The sequence below is a fragment of the Escherichia sp. E2562 genome (assembly GCF_005781075.1).
Lineage (GTDB): Bacteria > Pseudomonadota > Gammaproteobacteria > Enterobacterales > Enterobacteriaceae > Escherichia.
The window spans coordinates 1-19,256 of the sequence record NZ_VATM01000003.1 but is presented as its reverse complement, the minus strand read 5'-3'; the positions used below and the strand labels follow the sequence as shown (position 1 = coordinate 19,256).

Annotated in this window: 21 protein-coding genes; 12 read left to right on the top strand and 9 right to left on the bottom strand. The window is 52.4% G+C overall.

What is annotated here, in order from left to right; genetic code table 11:
* Nucleotide 1: 1 nt before the first annotated feature.
* The 8 genes from lpxA (at nt 2) to tilS (ending at nt 9,416) form a co-directional block, all read left to right on the top strand.
* Entirely contained in the window at nt 2–790 is a 789-nt protein-coding gene (gene lpxA, locus FEK43_RS04040; RefSeq protein WP_000565966.1) for an acyl-ACP--UDP-N-acetylglucosamine O-acyltransferase, read from the top strand.
* Nucleotides 790–1,938: a lipid-A-disaccharide synthase gene (gene lpxB, locus FEK43_RS04035; RefSeq protein WP_130221597.1), complete on the top strand. Its 1,149-nt coding sequence runs from the start codon at nt 790–792 to the stop codon at nt 1,936–1,938. Before lpxA ends, lpxB begins: the two co-directional genes overlap by 1 nt.
* Nucleotides 1,935–2,531 carry a ribonuclease HII gene (gene rnhB / locus FEK43_RS04030; RefSeq protein ID WP_130205032.1) on the top strand — a complete coding sequence of 199 codons (597 nt, stop codon included), beginning with the start codon at nt 1,935–1,937 and terminating at the stop codon, nt 2,529–2,531. The genes lpxB and rnhB overlap by 4 nt, the downstream gene beginning before the upstream one ends.
* Before the next feature lie 36 nt (nt 2,532–2,567).
* Nucleotides 2,568–6,050 carry a DNA polymerase III subunit alpha gene (dnaE, locus tag FEK43_RS04025; protein ID WP_135406077.1) on the top strand — a complete coding sequence of 1,161 codons (3,483 nt, stop codon included), beginning with the start codon at nt 2,568–2,570 and terminating at the stop codon, nt 6,048–6,050.
* A gap of 12 nt (nt 6,051–6,062) precedes the next feature.
* Nucleotides 6,063–7,022, top strand: coding sequence for an acetyl-CoA carboxylase carboxyl transferase subunit alpha (gene accA / locus FEK43_RS04020; protein WP_000055746.1), 960 nt, complete (start codon nt 6,063–6,065; stop codon nt 7,020–7,022).
* Nucleotides 7,023–7,244: 222 nt separating this feature from the next.
* Nucleotides 7,245–7,499 (top strand): DUF4282 domain-containing protein, encoded by a 255-nt coding sequence (locus FEK43_RS04015; RefSeq protein WP_130205036.1) that lies wholly within the window; start codon nt 7,245–7,247, stop codon nt 7,497–7,499.
* Between the two features lie 164 nt (nt 7,500–7,663).
* Nucleotides 7,664–8,053 (top strand): VOC family protein, encoded by a 390-nt coding sequence (locus FEK43_RS04010; RefSeq protein WP_130205038.1) that lies wholly within the window; start codon nt 7,664–7,666, stop codon nt 8,051–8,053.
* Nucleotides 8,054–8,117: 64 nt separating this feature from the next.
* On the top strand, nt 8,118–9,416 hold the full coding sequence (gene tilS / locus FEK43_RS04005; RefSeq protein ID WP_135406078.1) for a tRNA lysidine(34) synthetase TilS: 1,299 nt from the start codon (nt 8,118–8,120) through the stop codon (nt 9,414–9,416).
* 48 nt (nt 9,417–9,464) lie between these two features.
* Here tilS and rof read toward each other — a convergent pair whose 3' ends face one another.
* Nucleotides 9,465–9,725, bottom strand: a complete 261-nt coding sequence (gene rof / locus FEK43_RS04000; protein ID WP_000062312.1) for a Rho-binding antiterminator — start codon at nt 9,723–9,725, stop codon at nt 9,465–9,467.
* Nucleotides 9,712–9,912: a YaeP family protein gene (locus FEK43_RS03995; RefSeq protein ID WP_000417058.1), complete on the bottom strand. Its 201-nt coding sequence runs from the start codon at nt 9,910–9,912 to the stop codon at nt 9,712–9,714. The genes rof and FEK43_RS03995 overlap by 14 nt, the downstream gene beginning before the upstream one ends.
* A 165-nt stretch (nt 9,913–10,077) precedes the next feature.
* Here FEK43_RS03995 and FEK43_RS03990 point away from each other — a divergent pair, with 165 nt between their 5' ends.
* From FEK43_RS03990 to nlpE, 3 genes are read left to right on the top strand one after another with little or no spacing between them, the layout of a single operon-like run.
* On the top strand, nt 10,078–10,623 hold the full coding sequence (locus FEK43_RS03990; RefSeq protein WP_001185282.1) for a YaeQ family protein: 546 nt from the start codon (nt 10,078–10,080) through the stop codon (nt 10,621–10,623).
* Nucleotides 10,620–11,042 (top strand): alternative ribosome rescue aminoacyl-tRNA hydrolase ArfB, encoded by a 423-nt coding sequence (gene arfB, locus FEK43_RS03985; RefSeq protein ID WP_130205042.1) that lies wholly within the window; start codon nt 10,620–10,622, stop codon nt 11,040–11,042. The genes FEK43_RS03990 and arfB overlap by 4 nt, the downstream gene beginning before the upstream one ends.
* A 13-nt stretch (nt 11,043–11,055) precedes the next feature.
* Nucleotides 11,056–11,766: an envelope stress response activation lipoprotein NlpE gene (gene nlpE, locus FEK43_RS03980; protein ID WP_130205044.1), complete on the top strand. Its 711-nt coding sequence runs from the start codon at nt 11,056–11,058 to the stop codon at nt 11,764–11,766.
* Between the two features lie 154 nt (nt 11,767–11,920).
* Here the strand turns inward: nlpE and FEK43_RS03975 are convergent, their stop codons facing one another.
* The 7 genes from FEK43_RS03975 to metN all read right to left on the bottom strand — a co-directional run bounded on the left by FEK43_RS03975 (nt 11,921) and on the right by metN (nt 18,385).
* Nucleotides 11,921–12,745 carry a YaeF family permuted papain-like enzyme gene (locus tag FEK43_RS03975; RefSeq protein WP_135406079.1) on the bottom strand — a complete coding sequence of 275 codons (825 nt, stop codon included), beginning with the start codon at nt 12,743–12,745 and terminating at the stop codon, nt 11,921–11,923.
* A gap of 52 nt (nt 12,746–12,797) precedes the next feature.
* The gene (gene proS, locus FEK43_RS03970) at nt 12,798–14,516 is read right to left on the bottom strand and encodes a proline--tRNA ligase (protein WP_001260707.1); all 1,719 of its coding nucleotides are present in this window, start codon (nt 14,514–14,516) and stop codon (nt 12,798–12,800) included.
* A gap of 110 nt (nt 14,517–14,626) precedes the next feature.
* Nucleotides 14,627–15,334, bottom strand: a complete 708-nt coding sequence (gene tsaA, locus FEK43_RS03965; RefSeq protein WP_135406080.1) for a tRNA (N6-threonylcarbamoyladenosine(37)-N6)-methyltransferase TrmO — start codon at nt 15,332–15,334, stop codon at nt 14,627–14,629.
* Complete coding sequence (gene rcsF, locus FEK43_RS03960; RefSeq protein ID WP_001202329.1) at nt 15,331–15,735, bottom strand: Rcs stress response system protein RcsF; 405 nt, start codon at nt 15,733–15,735, stop codon at nt 15,331–15,333. The genes tsaA and rcsF overlap by 4 nt, the downstream gene beginning before the upstream one ends.
* 117 nt (nt 15,736–15,852) lie before the next feature.
* A complete protein-coding gene (metQ, locus tag FEK43_RS03955) occupies nt 15,853–16,668 on the bottom strand; it encodes a methionine ABC transporter substrate-binding lipoprotein MetQ (protein WP_000874224.1) in 816 nt (271 codons plus the stop codon).
* A 39-nt stretch (nt 16,669–16,707) separates the two neighbouring features.
* Entirely contained in the window at nt 16,708–17,361 is a 654-nt protein-coding gene (locus FEK43_RS03950; RefSeq protein WP_001294600.1) for a methionine ABC transporter permease MetI, read from the bottom strand.
* On the bottom strand, nt 17,354–18,385 hold the full coding sequence (gene metN / locus FEK43_RS03945) for a methionine ABC transporter ATP-binding protein MetN (RefSeq protein ID WP_000593990.1): 1,032 nt from the start codon (nt 18,383–18,385) through the stop codon (nt 17,354–17,356). Before metN ends, FEK43_RS03950 begins: the two co-directional genes overlap by 8 nt.
* A gap of 187 nt (nt 18,386–18,572) precedes the next feature.
* On the opposite strand from metN, the gene gmhB reads away from it, so the two are divergent.
* Nucleotides 18,573–19,145 (top strand): D-glycero-beta-D-manno-heptose 1,7-bisphosphate 7-phosphatase, encoded by a 573-nt coding sequence (gene gmhB, locus FEK43_RS03940; protein WP_130205052.1) that lies wholly within the window; start codon nt 18,573–18,575, stop codon nt 19,143–19,145.
* Nucleotides 19,146–19,256 lie beyond the last annotated feature (111 nt).

Below are 19,256 nucleotides of genomic sequence, written 5' to 3'. Positions count from 1 at the left end.
CGTGATTGATAAATCCGCCTTTGTGCATCCAACTGCCATTGTGGAAGAGGGCGCGTCGATTGGCGCTAACGCCCACATTGGTCCTTTTTGTATCGTTGGACCCCATGTCGAAATTGGTGAGGGTACCGTACTGAAATCTCACGTTGTCGTGAATGGTCATACTAAAATTGGCCGCGACAATGAGATTTATCAGTTCGCCTCCATCGGTGAAGTTAACCAGGATCTGAAATATGCTGGCGAACCGACCCGCGTGGAAATCGGCGATCGTAACCGCATTCGCGAAAGCGTCACCATTCATCGTGGCACGGTCCAGGGCGGTGGATTGACGAAGGTGGGCAGCGACAACTTACTGATGATCAACGCGCATATTGCGCACGATTGTACGGTAGGTAACCGCTGCATTCTCGCCAACAACGCAACGCTGGCGGGTCACGTATCGGTAGACGACTTCGCGATCATCGGCGGCATGACCGCAGTCCATCAGTTCTGCATCATTGGTGCGCACGTGATGGTAGGCGGTTGCTCTGGTGTGGCGCAGGACGTCCCTCCTTATGTCATTGCGCAGGGTAACCATGCAACACCGTTCGGTGTCAATATCGAAGGGCTGAAGCGCCGCGGATTCAGCCGTGAGGCGATTACCGCTATCCGCAATGCGTATAAGCTGATTTATCGCAGCGGTAAAACGCTCGATGAAGTGAAACCGGAAATTGCTGAACTGGCGGAAACATATCCGGAAGTGAAAGCGTTTACCGATTTTTTTGCACGCTCAACGCGCGGTCTGATTCGTTAATGACTGAACAGCGTCCATTAACGATTGCCCTGGTCGCCGGAGAAACCTCCGGCGATATCCTGGGGGCCGGTTTAATCCGTGCTCTGAAAGAACGTGTGCCCAATGCCCGCTTTGTTGGTGTTGCCGGGCCACGAATGCAAGCCGAAGGTTGCGAAGCCTGGTACGAAATGGAAGAGCTGGCGGTGATGGGCATTGTTGAAGTGCTCGGGCGTCTGCGTCGCTTACTGCATATTCGTGCCGATCTGACAAAGCGTTTTGGCGAACTGAAGCCAGATGTTTTTGTCGGTATTGATGCGCCTGACTTCAATATTACCCTTGAAGGTAACCTTAAAAAGCAGGGTATCAAAACCATTCATTATGTCAGTCCGTCCGTCTGGGCGTGGCGACAGAAACGCGTTTTCAAAATAGGCAGAGCCACCGATCTGGTGCTCGCATTTCTGCCTTTCGAAAAAGCGTTTTATGACAAATATAACGTGCCGTGCCGTTTTATCGGTCACACCATGGCTGATGCCATGCCGTTAGATCCAGATAAAAACGCCGCGCGTGATGTGCTGGGGATCCCTCACGATGCCCACTGTCTGGCATTGTTGCCGGGAAGTCGTGGCGCGGAAGTTGAGATGCTTAGCGCCGATTTCCTGAAAACTGCCCAGCTTTTGCGCCAGACGTACCCTGATCTGGAGATCGTGGTGCCGCTGGTAAATGCCAAACGCCGTGAGCAGTTTGAACGCATCAAAGCTGAAGTCGCGCCAGACCTGTCGGTTCATATGCTGGATGGAATGGGCCGTGAGGCGATGGTCGCCAGCGATGCGGCGCTATTGGCATCGGGTACGGCTGCACTGGAGTGCATGCTGGCGAAATGCCCGATGGTGGTGGGGTATCGCATGAAGCCTTTCACCTTCTGGTTGGCGAAGCGGCTGGTGAAAACCGATTATGTCTCGCTGCCAAACCTGCTGGCGGGCAGAGAGTTAGTTAAAGAATTATTGCAGGAAGAGTGTGAGCCGCAAAAACTGGCTGAGTCGCTGTTACCGCTGTTGGCGAACGGGAAAACCAGCCACGCGATGCACGACACCTTCCGCGAGTTGCATCAGCAGATCCGCTGCAATGCCGATGAGCAGGCGGCACAAGCCGTTCTGGAGTTAGCACAATGATCGAATTTGTCTATCCGCACACGAATCTGGTTGCAGGTGTGGATGAAGTTGGGCGCGGGCCGTTGGTTGGCGCGGTCGTTACCGCTGCCGTGATCCTCGATCCGGCGCGCCCGATTGTCGGGTTGAATGATTCCAAAAAGCTAAGTGAAAAACGTCGTCTTGCGCTCTGTGAAGAGATCAAAGAGAAAGCGTTAAGCTGGAGCCTGGGCCGTGCGGAACCTCATGAAATCGACGAACTGAATATTTTACACGCGACCATGCTGGCGATGCAGCGTGCCGTCGCTGGGCTGCATATTGCGCCGGAATATGTGTTGGTTGATGGTAACCGCTGCCCGAAATTACCGATGCCGTCGATGGCTGTAGTTAAAGGCGATAGCCGCGTACCGGAAATCAGTGCTGCGTCTATCCTGGCGAAAGTGACGCGCGACGCTGAAATGGCGGCGCTGGACATCGTTTATCCACAATATGGCTTTGCCCAACACAAAGGGTATCCAACCGCTTTTCATCTGGAAAAACTGGCTGAATATGGCGCGACTGAACATCATCGTCGCAGTTTTGGGCCTGTCAAACGCGCACTGGGACTTGCGTCCTGATTCTTGTGTCGAGATTAAGTAAACCGGAATCTGAAGATGTCTGAACCACGTTTCGTACACCTGCGGGTGCACAGCGACTACTCGATGATCGATGGCCTGGCCAAAACCGCGCCGCTGGTAAAAAAGGCGGCGGCGTTGGGTATGCCTGCGCTGGCGATCACCGATTTCACCAACCTTTGCGGTCTGGTGAAGTTCTACGGAGCGGGACATGGCGCAGGGATTAAGCCCATCGTCGGGGCGGATTTTAATGTCCAGTGCGACTTATTGGGTGATGAGTTAACCCACCTGACGGTGCTGGCGGCGAACAATACCGGCTATCAGAATCTGACGTTGCTGATCTCAAAAGCGTATCAGCGCGGTTACGGTGCCGCCGGACCGATCATCGATCGCGACTGGCTTATCGAATTAAACGAAGGGCTGATTTTGCTCTCTGGCGGGCGCATGGGCGACGTCGGACGCAGTCTTTTGCGTGGTAACAGCGCACTGGTGGACGAGTGTGTCGCGTTTTATGAAGAACACTTCCCGGATCGCTATTTTCTCGAACTGATTCGCACTGGCAGACCGGACGAAGAAAGCTATTTGCACGCGGCGGTGGAACTGGCGGAAGCGCGCGGTTTGCCCGTCGTGGCGACCAACGACGTGCGCTTTATCGACAGCAGCGACTTTGATGCACACGAAATCCGCGTCGCGATCCACGACGGCTTTACCCTCGACGATCCCAAACGCCCACGTAACTATTCGCCGCAGCAATATATGCGTAGCGAAGAGGAGATGTGCGAGCTGTTTGCCGACATCCCCGAAGCCCTTGCCAACACCGTTGAGATCGCCAAACGCTGTAACGTAACCGTGCGTCTTGGTGAATACTTCCTGCCGCAGTTCCCGACCGGGGACATGAGCACCGAAGATTATCTGGTCAAGCGTGCAAAAGAAGGCCTGGAAGAGCGTCTGGCCTTTTTATTCCCTGATGAGGAAGAACGTCTTAAGCGCCGCCCGGAATATGACGAACGTCTGGAGACTGAACTTCAGGTTATCAACCAGATGGGCTTCCCGGGCTACTTCCTCATCGTTATGGAATTTATCCAGTGGTCGAAAGATAACGGCGTACCGGTAGGGCCGGGCCGTGGATCCGGTGCAGGGTCACTGGTGGCCTACGCGCTGAAAATCACCGACCTCGATCCGCTGGAATTTGACCTGCTGTTCGAACGTTTCCTTAACCCGGAACGTGTCTCCATGCCTGACTTTGACGTTGACTTCTGTATGGAGAAACGCGATCAGGTGATCGAACACGTGGCAGACATGTACGGTCGTGATGCGGTATCGCAGATCATCACCTTCGGTACGATGGCGGCGAAAGCGGTGATCCGCGACGTAGGCCGCGTGCTGGGGCATCCGTACGGCTTTGTCGACCGTATCTCGAAACTGATCCCGCCCGATCCGGGGATGACGCTGGCAAAAGCGTTTGAAGCTGAGCCACAGCTGCCGGAAATCTACGAAGCGGATGAAGAAGTTAAGGCGCTGATCGACATGGCGCGCAAACTGGAAGGGGTCACCCGTAACGCCGGTAAGCACGCCGGTGGGGTGGTTATCGCGCCGACAAAAATTACTGATTTTGCGCCACTTTATTGCGATGAAGAGGGCAAACATCCGGTCACCCAGTTTGATAAAAGCGACGTTGAATACGCCGGGCTGGTGAAGTTCGACTTCCTCGGCCTGCGTACGCTCACCATCATCAACTGGGCGCTGGAGATGATCAACAAGCGGCGAGCGAAGAATGGCGAGCCGCCGCTGGATATCGCCGCGATCCCGCTGGATGATAAGAAAAGCTTCGACATGCTGCAACGCTCGGAAACCACGGCGGTATTCCAGCTTGAATCGCGCGGCATGAAGGACCTGATCAAGCGTCTGCAACCTGACTGCTTCGAAGATATGATCGCACTGGTGGCACTGTTCCGCCCCGGCCCGTTGCAATCAGGGATGGTGGATAACTTTATCGACCGTAAACATGGTCGCGAAGAGATTTCCTATCCGGACGTACAGTGGCAGCATGAAAGCCTGAAACCGGTACTGGAGCCAACCTACGGCATCATCCTGTATCAGGAACAGGTCATGCAGATTGCCCAGGTGCTTTCTGGTTATACCCTTGGTGGCGCGGATATGCTGCGTCGTGCGATGGGTAAGAAAAAGCCGGAAGAGATGGCTAAGCAGCGTTCTGTATTTGCTGAAGGTGCAGAAAAGAACGGGATCAACGCCGAACTGGCGATGAAAATCTTCGATCTGGTGGAAAAATTCGCCGGTTACGGATTTAACAAATCGCACTCTGCGGCCTATGCTTTGGTGTCATATCAAACGTTATGGCTGAAAGCGCACTATCCGGCGGAGTTTATGGCGGCGGTAATGACCGCCGATATGGATAATACCGAGAAGGTGGTGGGCCTGGTGGATGAGTGCTGGCGGATGGGGCTGAAAATCCTGCCACCAGATATAAACTCCGGTCTTTACCATTTCCACGTCAACGACGACGGCGAAATCGTGTATGGTATTGGCGCGATCAAAGGGGTAGGTGAAGGTCCGATTGAGGCCATCATCGAAGCCCGAAATAAAGGCGGCTATTTCCGCGAACTGTTTGATCTCTGCGCTCGTACCGACACCAAAAAGTTAAACCGGCGAGTGCTGGAAAAACTGATCATGTCCGGGGCGTTTGACCGTCTGGGTCCACACCGCGCGGCGCTGATGAACTCGCTGGGCGATGCGTTAAAAGCGGCAGATCAACACGCGAAAGCGGAAGCCATCGGTCAGGCCGATATGTTCGGCGTGCTGGCCGAAGAGCCGGAACAAATTGAACAATCCTACGCCAGCTGCCAGCCTTGGCCGGAGCAGGTGGTGTTAGATGGGGAACGTGAAACGTTGGGGCTGTACCTGACGGGCCACCCCATCAATCAGTATTTAAAAGAGATTGAGCGTTATGTCGGAGGCGTAAGGCTGAAAGACATGCACCCGACAGAACGTGGTAAAGTCACCACGGCTGCGGGGCTCGTTGTTGCCGCGCGGGTTATGGTCACCAAGCGCGGCAATCGTATCGGTATCTGCACGCTGGATGACCGTTCCGGGCGCCTGGAAGTGATGTTGTTTACAGACGCCCTGGATAAATACCAGCAATTGCTGGAAAAAGACCGCATACTTATCGTCAGCGGACAGGTCAGCTTTGATGACTTCAGCGGTGGGCTTAAAATGACCGCTCGCGAAGTGATGGATATTGACGAAGCCCGGGAAAAATATGCTCGCGGGCTTGCTATCTCGCTGACGGACAGGCAAATTGATGACCAGCTTTTAAACCGACTCCGTCAGTCTCTGGAACCCCACCGCTCTGGGACAATTCCAGTACATCTCTACTATCAGAGGGCGGATGCACGCGCGCGGTTGCGTTTTGGCGCGACGTGGCGTGTCTCTCCGAGCGATCGTTTGTTAAACGATCTCCGTGGCCTCATTGGTTCGGAGCAGGTGGAACTGGAGTTTGACTAATACAGGAATACTATGAGTCTGAATTTCCTTGATTTTGAACAGCCGATTGCAGAGCTGGAAGCGAAAATCGATTCTCTGACTGCGGTTAGCCGTCAGGACGAGAAACTGGATATTAACATCGATGAAGAAGTGCATCGTCTGCGTGAAAAAAGCGTAGAACTGACACGTAAAATCTTCGCCGATCTCGGCGCATGGCAGATTGCCCAACTGGCACGCCATCCACAGCGCCCTTATACCCTGGATTACGTTCGCCTGGCATTTGATGAATTTGACGAACTGGCTGGTGATCGTGCGTATGCAGATGACAAAGCTATCGTCGGTGGTATCGCACGTCTTGACGGTCGTCCGGTGATGATCATTGGTCATCAGAAAGGTCGTGAAACCAAAGAAAAAATTCGCCGTAACTTTGGTATGCCAGCACCAGAAGGTTACCGCAAAGCTCTGCGTCTGATGCAAATGGCTGAACGCTTTAAGATGCCAATCATCACCTTTATCGACACTCCTGGAGCTTATCCGGGCGTGGGCGCAGAAGAACGCGGTCAGTCTGAAGCCATCGCGCGCAACCTGCGTGAAATGTCTCGCCTTAGTGTACCGACTATTTGTACCGTTATCGGTGAAGGTGGTTCTGGCGGCGCGCTGGCGATTGGCGTGGGCGATAAAGTGAATATGCTGCAATACAGCACCTATTCCGTTATCTCGCCGGAAGGTTGTGCGTCCATTCTGTGGAAGAGCGCCGACAAAGCGCCGCTGGCGGCTGAAGCGATGGGTATCATCGCTCCGCGCCTGAAAGAACTGAAACTGATCGACTCCATCATCCCGGAACCGCTGGGTGGCGCTCACCGTAACCCGGAAGCGATGGCGGCGTCTTTGAAAGCGCAACTGCTGGCGGATCTGGCCGATCTCGACGTGTTAAGCACTGAAGATTTAAAAAATCGTCGTTATCAGCGCCTGATGAGCTACGGCTACGCGTAATCAGCAAATATTCTGAAAAGGGTCACTTCGGTGGCCTTTTTTTCTATGTAGTTTATTTAGTCATATTATAAATACATTTAGATAATCTTACTTTCGTTTTCCCCTGCTATAAAATTCTTGAACTCATGTTGATAACTCCGATTTCGGAGGCATATACCAATATACACAGTGGTCAAAAATAATATAAATTTATCAATCTCATAGAATTTTTAAGGATAAAATATGAAAGCAATTTTAGGATTTGATCATCTTCTTATGCCGCGTGTTCTGGTGTTTTTTTACTGGCTGGCTATGGTGCTGACACTGATAGGCGGTGTCTTCTCCATATTTAGCGGAAACATTATCTTAGGGTTAGCTTATACCGTCATTGGTCTTATAAGCTGTCGTATGACTTTCGAATTAATTATGATAGCGTTTAAGAATAACGAATATTTGCGCCGCATTGCCGAGAGTGTTAGCAAGAATAGCGCAGAGTAATCTCCCGCAAAGCGCTTCACCAAACCGCATCTCAACCGCTATTACAGGCGTTTGAGATGTTGTTTTAAAGTCAGTGTAAATGTCTGATTCATCTTTCCTGTAATTTGTGCGTATTATCAATATATAGCGATGCACGTGCGTATCATATCAATGCAGGAGATTCTATGTTGGGGTTAAAACAGGTTCACCATATTGCGATTATTGCGACGGATTATGCGGTGAGCAAAGCTTTTTACTGCGACATTCTCGGCTTCACGTTGCAAAGCGAAGTCTATCGTGAAGCGCGAGATTCGTGGAAAGGGGATTTGGCACTTAACGGGCAGTACGTGATTGAGCTTTTCTCATTTCCGTTTCCGCCGCAACGACCCAGTCGACCGGAAGCCTGCGGCCTGCGCCATCTGGCTTTTAGCGTTGATGATATCGATACGGCAGTGGCGCACCTGGAAAGCAATAACGTGAAATGTGAAGCGATACGTGTCGATCCATACACGCAAAAACGCTTCACGTTCTTTAACGACCCTGACGGGCTGCCGCTGGAACTGTATGAGCAGTAAGGCTTGTCATTACTGCATTTGCCCGGTAACGTGCCGGGCATCGCTACTGTAAAATCGCGCTATCATGACACTCACACTGAATACACAACTTCTCACCTCACGCCAGATTCTGGCGGCCTTTAGCGGCGGGCTTGACTCTACCGTTCTGCTGCATCAACTGGTGCTGTGGCGGGCGGAAAATCCGGGCGTCGCTTTGCGCGCTATCCATGTGCATCATGGGTTAAGTGCCAATGCTGATGCCTGGGTGAAACATTGTGAAAATATCTGCCAGCAGTGGCAGGTGCCGCTGGTGGTTGAGCGTGTGCAGCTTGCGCAAGAGGGGTTAGGCATTGAGGCCCAGGCGCGGCAGGCGCGTTATCAGGCATTTGCCCGCACCTTGTTACCTGGCGAAGTGCTGGTCACAGCGCAACATCTTGACGATCAATGTGAAACCTTTCTGCTGGCGCTAAAACGCGGAAGCGGCCCCGCCGGGCTTTCGGCTATGGGGGAAGTCTCGGAGTTTGCCGGAACGCGGCTTATCCGTCCGTTGCTCGCCCGTACGCGGGGAGAACTGGCGCAGTGGGCATTGGCGCATGGTTTACGCTGGATTGAAGACGAAAGTAATCAGGACGATTCCTACGATCGTAACTTCCTGCGCCTGCGCGTGGTGCCGTTATTGCAGCAGCGTTGGCCACATTTTGCCGAAGCGACGGCCCGAAGTGCCGCACTTTGCGCCGAACAAGAGAGCCTGCTGGATGAACTGCTGGCGGATGATTTAGCGCACTGCCAAACGCCGCAAAGGACGCTGCAGATTGCGCCAATGCTGGCGATGAGTGATGCCCGTCGCGCCGCGATTATCCGCCGCTGGCTGGCAGGGCTGAATGCCCCAATGCCTTCCCGCGACGCGCTGGGGCGGATCTGGCAGGAAGTGGCGCTGGCGCGGGAAGATGCTTCCCCCTGTTTACGTTTTGGCGCGTTTGAAATCCGCCGCTATCAGTCGCAATTGTGGTGGATTAAATCCGTCGCCGGGCAAAGCGAAACCATTGTGCCGTGGCAGACGTGGCTACAACCGCTGGAATTACCGGCGGGGCTAGGCAGCGTGCAGCTTACTGCGGGCGGGGAAATTCGCCCTCCACGTGCAGACGAAGCGGTCAGCGTGCGTTTTAAAGCGCCAGGATTGCTACATATTGTCGGGCGCAACGGCGGGCGTAAGCTAAAGAAAATCTGGCAGGAATTGGGCGTACCGCCGTGGCTGCGTGACACCACGCCGCTGCTGTTTTATGGCGAAACGCTGATTGCGGCGGCAGGGGTATTTGTGACGCAAGAAGGTGTGGCTGAAGATGAGAAGGGCGTAAGTTTTGTCTGGCAGAAAACGCTTAGTTAAGTGAAAGCCGGATAAGACGCTTCAAACGTCGCATCCGGCGAAAGTCAATCAGGACTCGCTCACTACCACCGTACCGATTTCCGGGTGGCTAAAGCTGGTAATTTTATCCAGACGTAGCTCGCGGGTTTCGCCAGCGGCCTCGACGACCAGATACTCCACATTTTTGCGGGAGACTAAATCGCTGGCCTTCGCCTGCAATTTTTCGCCATCTTTCAGCTCAAGTGTCAGCATTAAATGATGCTGGCAGGCGAGCTCAAGATTATCGTAATCATCACAATTGATTGGTTGATACGTATCATTCATTGACATAATCGCTCACCAGTAAGTTTGCCGCAGCGTATGCTGCTTTTTCCCTGACAGCCTCAGAAAGGGCGTCGTCGGCAGCCATTTCATTCAGCACTTTCAAAACGCAGCCCAGCGCGTCCGGAACGTATCCTAAGTCTCCGCTGGCGATTTCCGCGTACCGCTTGCGTATTAACTCACAATATTTTTCCACATGCCCTCCTGTCAGCACTCTGACTTAACCGTGGATGCAAGTCTAAGCCTACGAAGATAAACTCTGTTTCGCAAGGTGACTATACCACACTCATTTCTGCAATATCAGCGCCGCAACTGCACGTATTCCGTTACAATGGCCTCCTGATTCGAAAGGAGTTTTCTTATGGCGCTTAAAGCGACAATTTATAAAGCGACGGTTAATGTGGCCGATCTCGACCGCAACCAGTTTCTCGATGCCTCTCTGACGCTGGCGCGCCATCCTTCAGAAACTCAGGAGCGCATGATGCTGCGCCTGCTGGCGTGGCTGAAATATGCTGATGAACGTCTGCAATTTACCCGAGGTTTGTGTGCCGATGATGAGCCGGAAGCGTGGCTGCGTAACGATCACCTGGGCATTGATTTGTGGATTGAACTGGGGCTGCCGGATGAGCGACGGATTAAGAAAGCCTGCACTCAGGCCGCAGAAGTGGCGCTGTTTGCCTATAATAGTCGGGCGGCGCAAATCTGGTGGCAGCAAAATCAGAGCAAATGTGCGCAGTTTGCCAATCTTTCCGTCTGGTATCTGGACGACGAGCAGCTGGCGAAAGTGAGTGCCTTTGCCGATCGTACCATGACGCTGCAGGCAACGATTCAGGATGGCGTGATCTGGTTATCGGATGATAAGAATAATCTGGAAGTGAACTTAACCGCCTGGCAACAACCTTCATGATTGTGATTTCCCGACATGTTGCTATCCCCGATGACGAGCTTGAGATCACTGCTATTCGTGCACAGGGCGCGGGTGGGCAGCATGTCAATAAGACCTCAACGGCCATTCATCTGCGTTTTGACATTCGGGCGTCCAGCCTGCCAGAGTATTACAAAGAGCGCCTGCTTGCCGCCAGCCATCATTTAATCAGCAGCGATGGCGTGATTGTCATTAAGGCGCAGGAATACCGTAGTCAGGAGCTCAACCGCGAAGCGGCGCTGGCCCGGTTGGTGGCAGTGATTAAAGAATTAACAACAGAACAAAAAGCCCGACGACCCACGCGGCCCACCCGCGCATCAAAAGAGCGCAGGCTGGCATCGAAGGCACAAAAATCAAGCGTGAAGGCGATGCGCGGCAAAGTGCGCAGCGGTCGGGAGTAAAAAGAAGGAATGGATGGTGAGAAAAGCGATAGTGACAGCGATGGCTGTAATCAGCCTCTTTACTCTGATGGGATGTAACAATCGGGCCGAAGTCGATACGCTTTCTCCGGCGCAGGCTGCCGAACTGAAACCGATGCCGCAAAGTTGGCGCGGCGTGCTGCCGTGTGCCGATTGCGAAGGGATCGAAACCTCTCTGTTCCTCGAAAAAGATGGAACCTGGGTGATGAACGAACGCTATCTTGGCGCTCGTGAAGAGCCTTCATCCTTTGCCTCTTACGGTACATGGGCGCGAACTGCCGACAAGCTGGTATTAACCGACAGTAAAGGCGAAAAGTCATATTATCGGGCGAAAGGGGATGCGCTGGAGATGCTCGATCGCGAAGGCAATCCGATTGAATCGCAGTTCAACTACACGCTGGAACCGGCAAAATCGAGCATGCCAATGACGCCGATGACCCTGCGTGGCATGTATTTCTATATGGCAGACGCAGCAACTTTTACTGATTGCGCGACCGGAAAACGTTTTATGGTGGCGAATAACGCAGAGCTGGAGCGTGGCTATCTGGCGGCTCGTGGTAACAGTGAAAAACCGGTGTTATTGTCAGTTGAAGGTCACTTTACGCTGGAGGTTAATCCGGATACCGGTGCGCCGACCAAATTATTAGCGCCCGATACGGCGGGTAAATTTTACCCGAACAAGGATTGCAGTAGTTTGGGGCTGTAACCCGTCTTGAGACAGAAACAAACGAAAAAATGCCTGATGCTCTGCGCTTATCAGGCCTACAGCATATAATGCAATATTTTGAATTGGCACGATTTGTTGGCCGGATAAGGCGTTCACGCCGCATCCGGCATTTTGCACACGAGGCTGGCTTTTATCACTTGGTCAGCCCAACAAAGCGACCCGCCTTGATATAAATCCCAGGCTTCAGGTGCCCAACATACTGTAACTGCGTTTCTGGCTTAAACGCAGAGACATCACCAGTACGCATATGCATCAGATCGGCAGGGCTAATCCAACCTGACTGCGCCAGCGTAAGCGGATGCCCGGATTTGGCAAATGCATCAGTGACAAATTCCGAACAAAACCACGACTTTTTGCCTCCTTCGCCCACACTGCTTAACTGCGCTTTCGCCAGGCCGCTGACGCACTGTTGGCGAAAATCCTCGGAAAAAGGATTCAGTGAGCACATCTGGCGGGTCACCATAAATGGAATGAACTCGACAATGCCGCGATAGTTATACCCGCTATCTTTGATTTTGTTGGCGAACGCGGTGATTTCTGTGGCTTGCTGCGGGGTAAGGTCCGGGACTCGTAAAACGAAAAGCTTATCACTGTGCTTCATCGCTTTTTTAAGGGAAACAATCTGGACGCCAGCGCCTGTCGCTTCTGCAACGTTATTATCACCCAGATAGATTGCAACGTGACTCACAGAGGAAGTGCTGAAAACGCGGATCCCAAATGAGGTTACCCCCAGACTTGAGGAGAAAAGCAAATCGCCGGGTTTGAGATCTGGTTCCGTTATTTCTTTTATTGATTGTTCGGTGAAAGAGCTTTGATGCTGGAATTTAACTGCCCATGTTTTTGCCTCGGCATCTACCGCTGTGGCAGAGGAGTCTGGCTGGCTGATATCAACGGTACAGGCCGAAAGTAAAAGAAAGCAGGGGAGAAGCTGGCGGCAGTACGCCTTTAGTTTATCCATTTTATACAATCCATGTAAAAAAGGGCCCTGAAATTCAGGACCCTTTCTGGCATCAGCCTTTAATCTGTTTCACCAGATAATCGACGATGTCACCAGTCTTAATTAACTGTTTCTCGCCGTTGCGACGATATTTATATTCGATATCGTCGTTGTCGAGGTTACGGTCGCCCAGCACAATAGTGTGCGGAATACCGATCAGTTCCATATCAGCAAACATCACGCCCGGACGCTCTTTGCGGTCATCCAGCAGCACTTCGATACCTTGTGCACGCAGTTCGCTGTACAGTTTCTCAGCAAGCTCTTGTACGCGGAAGGATTTGTGCATGTTCATCGGCAGAATCGCCACCTGGAACGGCGCGATAGCGTCAGGCCATACGATGCCGCGTTCGTCGTAGTTCTGCTCAATCGCCGCAGCTACCACACGCGTTACCCCGATACCGTAGCAACCCATTGTCAGGATTTGGTTACGGCCATCTTCACCCTGTACGGAGGCTTTCAGTGCTTCGGAGTACTTGGTACCCAGCTGGAAGATGTGACCGACTTCGATACCACGTTTGATCAGCAGCGTACCCTGACCATCCGGGCTTGGATCGCCAGCCACCACGTTACGGATATCCGCAATTTCTGGGGTAGCGACATCGCGATCCCAGTTGATACCGAAGTAGTGTTTACCATCGATGTTAGCACCAGCAGCGAAATCACTCATCGCCGCAACGGTACGGTCAATCACTACCGGAATCGGCATGTTTACCGGACCCAGTGAACCCGGGCCGGCTTTAACCACGGCACGAATTTCTTCTTCAGTCGCAAAAGTCAGCGGGCTGGCAACCTGCGGCAGTTTTTCTGCTTTAACTTCGTTCAGCTCGTGATCACCGCGCACCAGCAGCGCAACCAGCGGGAAGCTACTGCCTTCAACCGCTTTAACCAGCAGAGTCTTAACCGTTTTCTCAATCGGCAGATTGAACTGTTCAACCAGTTCCGCGATGGTTTTCGCGTTCGGCGTATCAACCAGCGTCATCTCCTGGGTAGCAGCAGCGCGCGGTTCTTTCGGCGCGATAGCTTCTGCCAGTTCAATGTTCGCTGCATAGTCAGAGGTGTCGGAGAAGACCACATCGTCTTCACCGCTCTGCGCCAGCACCTGGAATTCGTGAGAGGCGCTACCGCCGATAGAACCGGTGTCGGCCTGTACGGCGCGGAAATCCAGCCCCATGCGGCTGAAGATTTTGCTGTAGGCCGCATACATTGCATCGTAGGTTTCCTGTAGGGATTCCTGAGAAGTATGGAAAGAGTAAGCATCTTTCATCAGGAATTCGCGGGAACGCATGACGCCGAAACGTGGACGCACTTCGTCGCGGAACTTGGTCTGGATCTGATAGAAGTTCAGCGGCAGCTGTTTGTAAGAGCTAAGCTCGTTACGAATCAGGTCAGTGATAACTTCTTCATGAGTTGGGCCGAGTACGAACGGACGCTCGCCACGGTCAACAAAACGCAGCAGTTCCGGACCGTACTGTTCCCAACGACCACTCTCTTGCCACAAATCGGCTGGCTGAACCACCGGCATCGACACCTCGATCGCACCGGCGTTGTTCATCTCTTCACGCACGATGTTTTCGACTTTTTTCAGAACGCGCACGCCGGTCGGCAGCCAGGTATATAACCCAGAGGCCAGCTTGCGGATCATCCCGGCGCGCAGCATCAGCTGATGGCTGATCACCTCGGCGTCGGCAGGTGTCTCCTTGAGAGTGGAGAGCAGGTATTGGCTAGTACGCATGTTGTTACGGTTCCAGTTGGAAGGTAGAACAGGCTCAAGGCGAGCCTGGGACAAAAAAAGTGATTTAGTTTACCAGTGCAAAAGAAATGTCAAAAGAGAAGGGCGTGAATTTAACGCGGTTCCAGCGCAAAGACTTCAAAACCTGCGTCGGTGACGCGCCAGCGAACGTTAAAATCATGCAGCCAGACGGCATAGGTTTTGCCCGTTTCCTCACCTTTACGATAGGCCGGGCGCGGGTCCTGCGCCAGTACTTCGCGGATAAACAGCGTTAACTGCGGATAACGCTTCTCCAGTGTCAAAAGCTGCTTTCCGACCTCTGCGGTAAAGCTCACCGCCATTTCTGCCGCTGGCGCATTTTGCGCATAGCTGGCGCTGGCATCGGGAAGCGATTCGGCAAAGGGGAGATACGGTTTGATATCCACCACTGGCGTCCCATCGACCAGATCCAGACTGCCAAGCTTCAGAATCACGCTGTCTTTATGGCAAACAACCTCTTTCAGCTCTACCAGCGACATACCAATCGGATTAGGACGGAAAGTAGAGCGTGTGGCGAAAACGCCCATTCTGGCATTACCACCAAGACGAGGCGGACGCACAGTTGGGCGCCAGCCGCCTTCCATCGTTTGATGAAAGACGAAAAGGATCCATAAATGGCTGAACGCTTCCAGGCCGCGCACGGCGTCGGCCTGGTTGTAGGGAGCAATGAGATGCAGTTCGCCGTTGGCGCTTTTTACCAGACCTGGCTGGCGCGGAACGGCGAATTTTTCTTTATAGGGCGAGCGAATAACGCCTATTTGCTCGAACTGGAAACTGCTCATTTCGCCGTAATGTTAAGCGCAGAACCGATACATACAGCCTGACGATAGCAGCCTGGCGTACCGCTGGTGACTTCGCAGCTATGCAGTAATACCGCATTGGCTTTCATTTTAGAAGCGTTGATTTGCATCCGCTTACGCGCGGTTGGAATGCTTGGCGGAGAGTCCTGATTAGAGGCCTGGCAAGAGTCGCCACTGACTTCACCGAGATCGCGGAACGGTTTGCCGACTAATTCTTCTGCATTGGTATAAATTCGGACCGGTGTGGCGCGCGGCGCTTTCGGTTTTGCTGGCTCCGCTTTCGGCTGGGGTGCAGTGCTTTGAACGGGTTCGACAGGGGATCTGCTTAACATGGAACAGCCGCTTAGCATGAGTGCTACTAAACAGATCGGTAAAGCACGCATAGTATTTCCTCAATGTATGATCAAAACGTCAATATTGAATCAGGAGCTTGTAAAAATGACAAGACGGGCAAGCGCCCGTCCTGAATGATATTACAAATTGTGGAAACAGCCTAAAAATTACCAGCCTTTAACAGCGCCGCCGTTAAACACTTTGTTTGCTGCTTCGTAAACTTCGTCAGACTGATAGGCCTGGACGAATTTCTTCACGTTCTCTGCGTCTTTGTTATCTTCACGCGTCACGATCAGGTTTACGTACGGGGAGTCTTTATCTTCGACAAAGATACCGTCTTTCGCTGGAGTCAGGCCAATCTGGCTGGCATAGGTGGTATTGATAACTGCCAGAGCGATTTGCGCGTCGTCCAGAGAGCGAGGCAGTTGCGGTGCTTCCAGCTCAACAATTTTCAGATTTTTTGGGTTCTCAACAACATCAAGAACGGTCGGCAGCAGGCCAACGCCATCTTTCAGTTTGATCAAGCCCACTTTTTGCAGCAGCAGCAGAGAACGGCCAAGGTTAGTTGGGTCGTTTGGCACGGCAACCTGCGAACCATCCTGCAATTCATCCAGTGATTTGATCTTCTTGGAGTAGCCAGCAATTGGATAAACAAAAGTGTTGCCTACTGCGACCAGTTTGTAGCCACGATCTTTCAGTTGCTGATCAAGGTACGGTTTATGCTGGAAGGCGTTGGCGTCTATATCGCCTTTGCTCAATGCTTCGTTTGGCAGAACATAGTCGTTGAAGGTTACCAGCTCAACGTCCAGGCCATATTTGTCTTTCGCAACTTTCTGCGCGACTTCTGCAACCTGCTGTTCGGCACCAACAATCACGCCGACTTTAATGTGGTTTGGATCTTTTTCATCCTGGCCGCAGCCTACCAGTGCCAGTGATCCAATCAGGGCTCCCACTGCCGCAAAGGTTTTGAATTTGAACGCCATACCTTATTCCTTCTTCAATTATTTATGTTGTGTTGAACGTTACTTGCGAGTGACAGCCCGGACGATGCGGTCGCCTGCGAACTGAATTAAATAAACCAGAATGACCAGCAATACCAGTACCGTGTTCATGACAGTCGCGTTATAGCCGATGTAACCATATTGATAGCCAATCTGACCCAACCCACCGGCACCGACTGCACCACCCATCGCGGAATAACCGACCAGGGTAATCAGGGTAATAGTTGCCGCATTTACCAGACCTGGCAACGCTTCCGGTAACAGCACTTTGCGCACGATCTGCATTGGCGTGGCACCCATTGCGCGGGAAGCTTCAATTAATCCGGTTGGGATCTCCAGCAGGGCGTTCTCGACCATACGGGCAATAAACGGTGCTGCACCAACGGTTAACGGAACAATCGCTGCCTGCAAACCAATCGATGTACCGACAATAACGCGGGTAAATGGAATCATCCATACCAGCAAGATAATGAACGGGATGGAACGGAAAATGTTCACAATCGCAGAAACGGTACGATACAGCTTCGCGTTAGCAATAATTTGCCCCGGACGCGTGACATAAAGCAGAACGCCAACCGGCAGACCAATCACAAACCCAAAAAAACCGGATACGAAGGTCATTGCCAGCGTTTCCCATACGCCACGAACCAGCAGCCACATCATCGGCTCAGACATAACCCAGTACCTCTACTTTTACATGGTGTTCCTGCAGCCAGGCAATGGCGGCTTGCGTATCTTGTTGTGTGCCGTGCATTTCAGTCAGCATGATGCCGAACTTAACGCCACCGGCGTAATCCATCTGCGCGCTAATAATGTTGTTATTAACGTTGAAACGACGCGCGGTTTCGGAGAGCAGTGGGGCATCGACTGACTGACCGGTAAACTCCAGACGCAGCATCGGCACGCAGTCAGTGAACGGCTCCGCTTGCAGACGTTCCTGGTAATCTTCCGGGATATCCAGATGCAGAGTCGACTGAATAAATTTTTGCGCCAGCGGCGTTTTCGGATGCGAGAACACTTCACTGACCTTGTCCTGCTCGATCAGTTCGCCATTGCTGATGACCGCCACGCAATCACAAATGCGCTTCACAACGTCCATTTCGTGGGTGATCAACAGAATCGTCAAACCCAGACGGCGGTTGATATCTTTCAGCAGTTCGAGAATAGAACGTGTCGTTGCCGGGTCCAGCGCGCTGGTGGCCTCATCACACAGCAATACTTTGGGATTGCTGGCTAATGCACGGGCAATCGCCACACGCTGTTTCTGCCCACCGGAAAGGTTCGACGGATAGCTATCATGTTTATCACCAAGACCAACCAATGACAGCAATTCCGTCACGCGACGTTTGATCTCGTCTTTCGGCGTGTTGTCCAGCTCCAGCGGCAGAGCCACGTTGCCAAAAACAGTACGCGAAGAGAGCAGGTTAAAATGCTGGAAAATCATACCAATCTGGCGGCGAGCTTTAGTCAACTCAGATTCTGACAGCGTGGTCAGCTCCTGGCCATCGACCAGCACGCTACCCTCGGTTGGGCGCTCCAGCAGGTTTACACAACGTATAAGCGTACTCTTACCCGCGCCTGAGGCACCGATAACGCCATAAATTTGTCCAGCTGGCACATGCAGGCTGACGTTGTTCAACGCCTGGATGGTGCGGGTGCCCTGGTGGAACACTTTGGTGATATTCGAAAGTTTTATCATTGATTATTTATTATCGTCATTAAGTTAGTCGTGGCATTTCGAATGCCAGGAACGGGCAAAGCCGTCAATGAAATGGATGTTAAGGCATCCAGACGTCTAAATCAATCAGGTTTATGCGAAGAGCACTTTCTTGCTGGTCGAAACATGCGATACTAGCGTCACATGCCTTATTAAGGAGCTATAAAAGGTGGCGAAGAGCGTACCCGCAATTTTTCTTGACCGTGATGGCACCATTAATGTCGATCACGGCTATGTCCATGAGATCGACAACTTTGAATTTATCGACGGTGTTATTGACGCCATGCGCGAGCTAAAAAAAATGGGCTTCGCGCTGGTGGTAGTAACCAACCAGTCTGGCATTGCTCGCGGTAAATTTACTGAAGCACAGTTTGAAACGCTGACCGAGTGGATGGACTGGTCGCTGGCGGACCGCGATGTTGATCTGGATGGCATCTATTATTGCCCGCATCATCCGCAGGGTAGTGTTGAAGAGTTTCGCCAGGTCTGCGACTGCCGCAAACCACATCCGGGGATGCTTTTGTCGGCACGCGATTATTTGCATATTGATATGGCCGCTTCTTATATGGTGGGCGATAAATTAGAAGATATGCAGGCAGCGGCTGCGGCGAACGTGGGAACAAAAGTGCTGGTGCGTACGGGTAAACCTATTACCCCTGAAGCAGAAACGGCGGCGGATTGGGTGTTAAATAGCCTGGCAGACCTGCCGCAAGCGATAAAAAAGCAGCAAAAATCGGTGTAGTGACTAAAAGATGAGCGGTTGAAATAAAAATGCATTTTTCCGCTTGTCTTCCTGAGCTGACTCCCTATAATGCGCCTCCATCGACACGGCAGATGTGAATCACTTCACACA

Excerpts from the sequence above, each read along its gene's own strand:
- lpxB (WP_130221597.1), top strand. The coding sequence starts at position 790 with ATGACTGAACAGCGTCCATTAACGATTGCCCTGGTCGCCGGAGAAACC.
- rnhB (WP_130205032.1), top strand. The coding sequence starts at position 1,935 with ATGATCGAATTTGTCTATCCGCACACGAATCTGGTTGCAGGTGTGGAT.
- dnaE (WP_135406077.1), top strand. The coding sequence starts at position 2,568 with ATGTCTGAACCACGTTTCGTACACCTGCGGGTGCACAGCGACTACTCG.
- accA (WP_000055746.1), top strand. The coding sequence starts at position 6,063 with ATGAGTCTGAATTTCCTTGATTTTGAACAGCCGATTGCAGAGCTGGAA.
- FEK43_RS04015 (WP_130205036.1), top strand. The coding sequence starts at position 7,245 with ATGAAAGCAATTTTAGGATTTGATCATCTTCTTATGCCGCGTGTTCTG.
- FEK43_RS04010 (WP_130205038.1), top strand. The coding sequence starts at position 7,664 with ATGTTGGGGTTAAAACAGGTTCACCATATTGCGATTATTGCGACGGAT.
- tilS (WP_135406078.1), top strand. The coding sequence starts at position 8,118 with ATGACACTCACACTGAATACACAACTTCTCACCTCACGCCAGATTCTG.
- rof (WP_000062312.1), bottom strand. The coding sequence starts at position 9,725 with ATGTCAATGAATGATACGTATCAACCAATCAATTGTGATGATTACGAT.
- FEK43_RS03990 (WP_001185282.1), top strand. The coding sequence starts at position 10,078 with ATGGCGCTTAAAGCGACAATTTATAAAGCGACGGTTAATGTGGCCGAT.
- arfB (WP_130205042.1), top strand. The coding sequence starts at position 10,620 with ATGATTGTGATTTCCCGACATGTTGCTATCCCCGATGACGAGCTTGAG.
- nlpE (WP_130205044.1), top strand. The coding sequence starts at position 11,056 with ATGGTGAGAAAAGCGATAGTGACAGCGATGGCTGTAATCAGCCTCTTT.
- FEK43_RS03975 (WP_135406079.1), bottom strand. The coding sequence starts at position 12,745 with ATGGATAAACTAAAGGCGTACTGCCGCCAGCTTCTCCCCTGCTTTCTT.
- proS (WP_001260707.1), bottom strand. The coding sequence starts at position 14,516 with ATGCGTACTAGCCAATACCTGCTCTCCACTCTCAAGGAGACACCTGCC.
- tsaA (WP_135406080.1), bottom strand. The coding sequence starts at position 15,334 with ATGAGCAGTTTCCAGTTCGAGCAAATAGGCGTTATTCGCTCGCCCTAT.
- rcsF (WP_001202329.1), bottom strand. The coding sequence starts at position 15,735 with ATGCGTGCTTTACCGATCTGTTTAGTAGCACTCATGCTAAGCGGCTGT.
- metQ (WP_000874224.1), bottom strand. The coding sequence starts at position 16,668 with ATGGCGTTCAAATTCAAAACCTTTGCGGCAGTGGGAGCCCTGATTGGA.
- FEK43_RS03950 (WP_001294600.1), bottom strand. The coding sequence starts at position 17,361 with ATGTCTGAGCCGATGATGTGGCTGCTGGTTCGTGGCGTATGGGAAACG.
- metN (WP_000593990.1), bottom strand. The coding sequence starts at position 18,385 with ATGATAAAACTTTCGAATATCACCAAAGTGTTCCACCAGGGCACCCGC.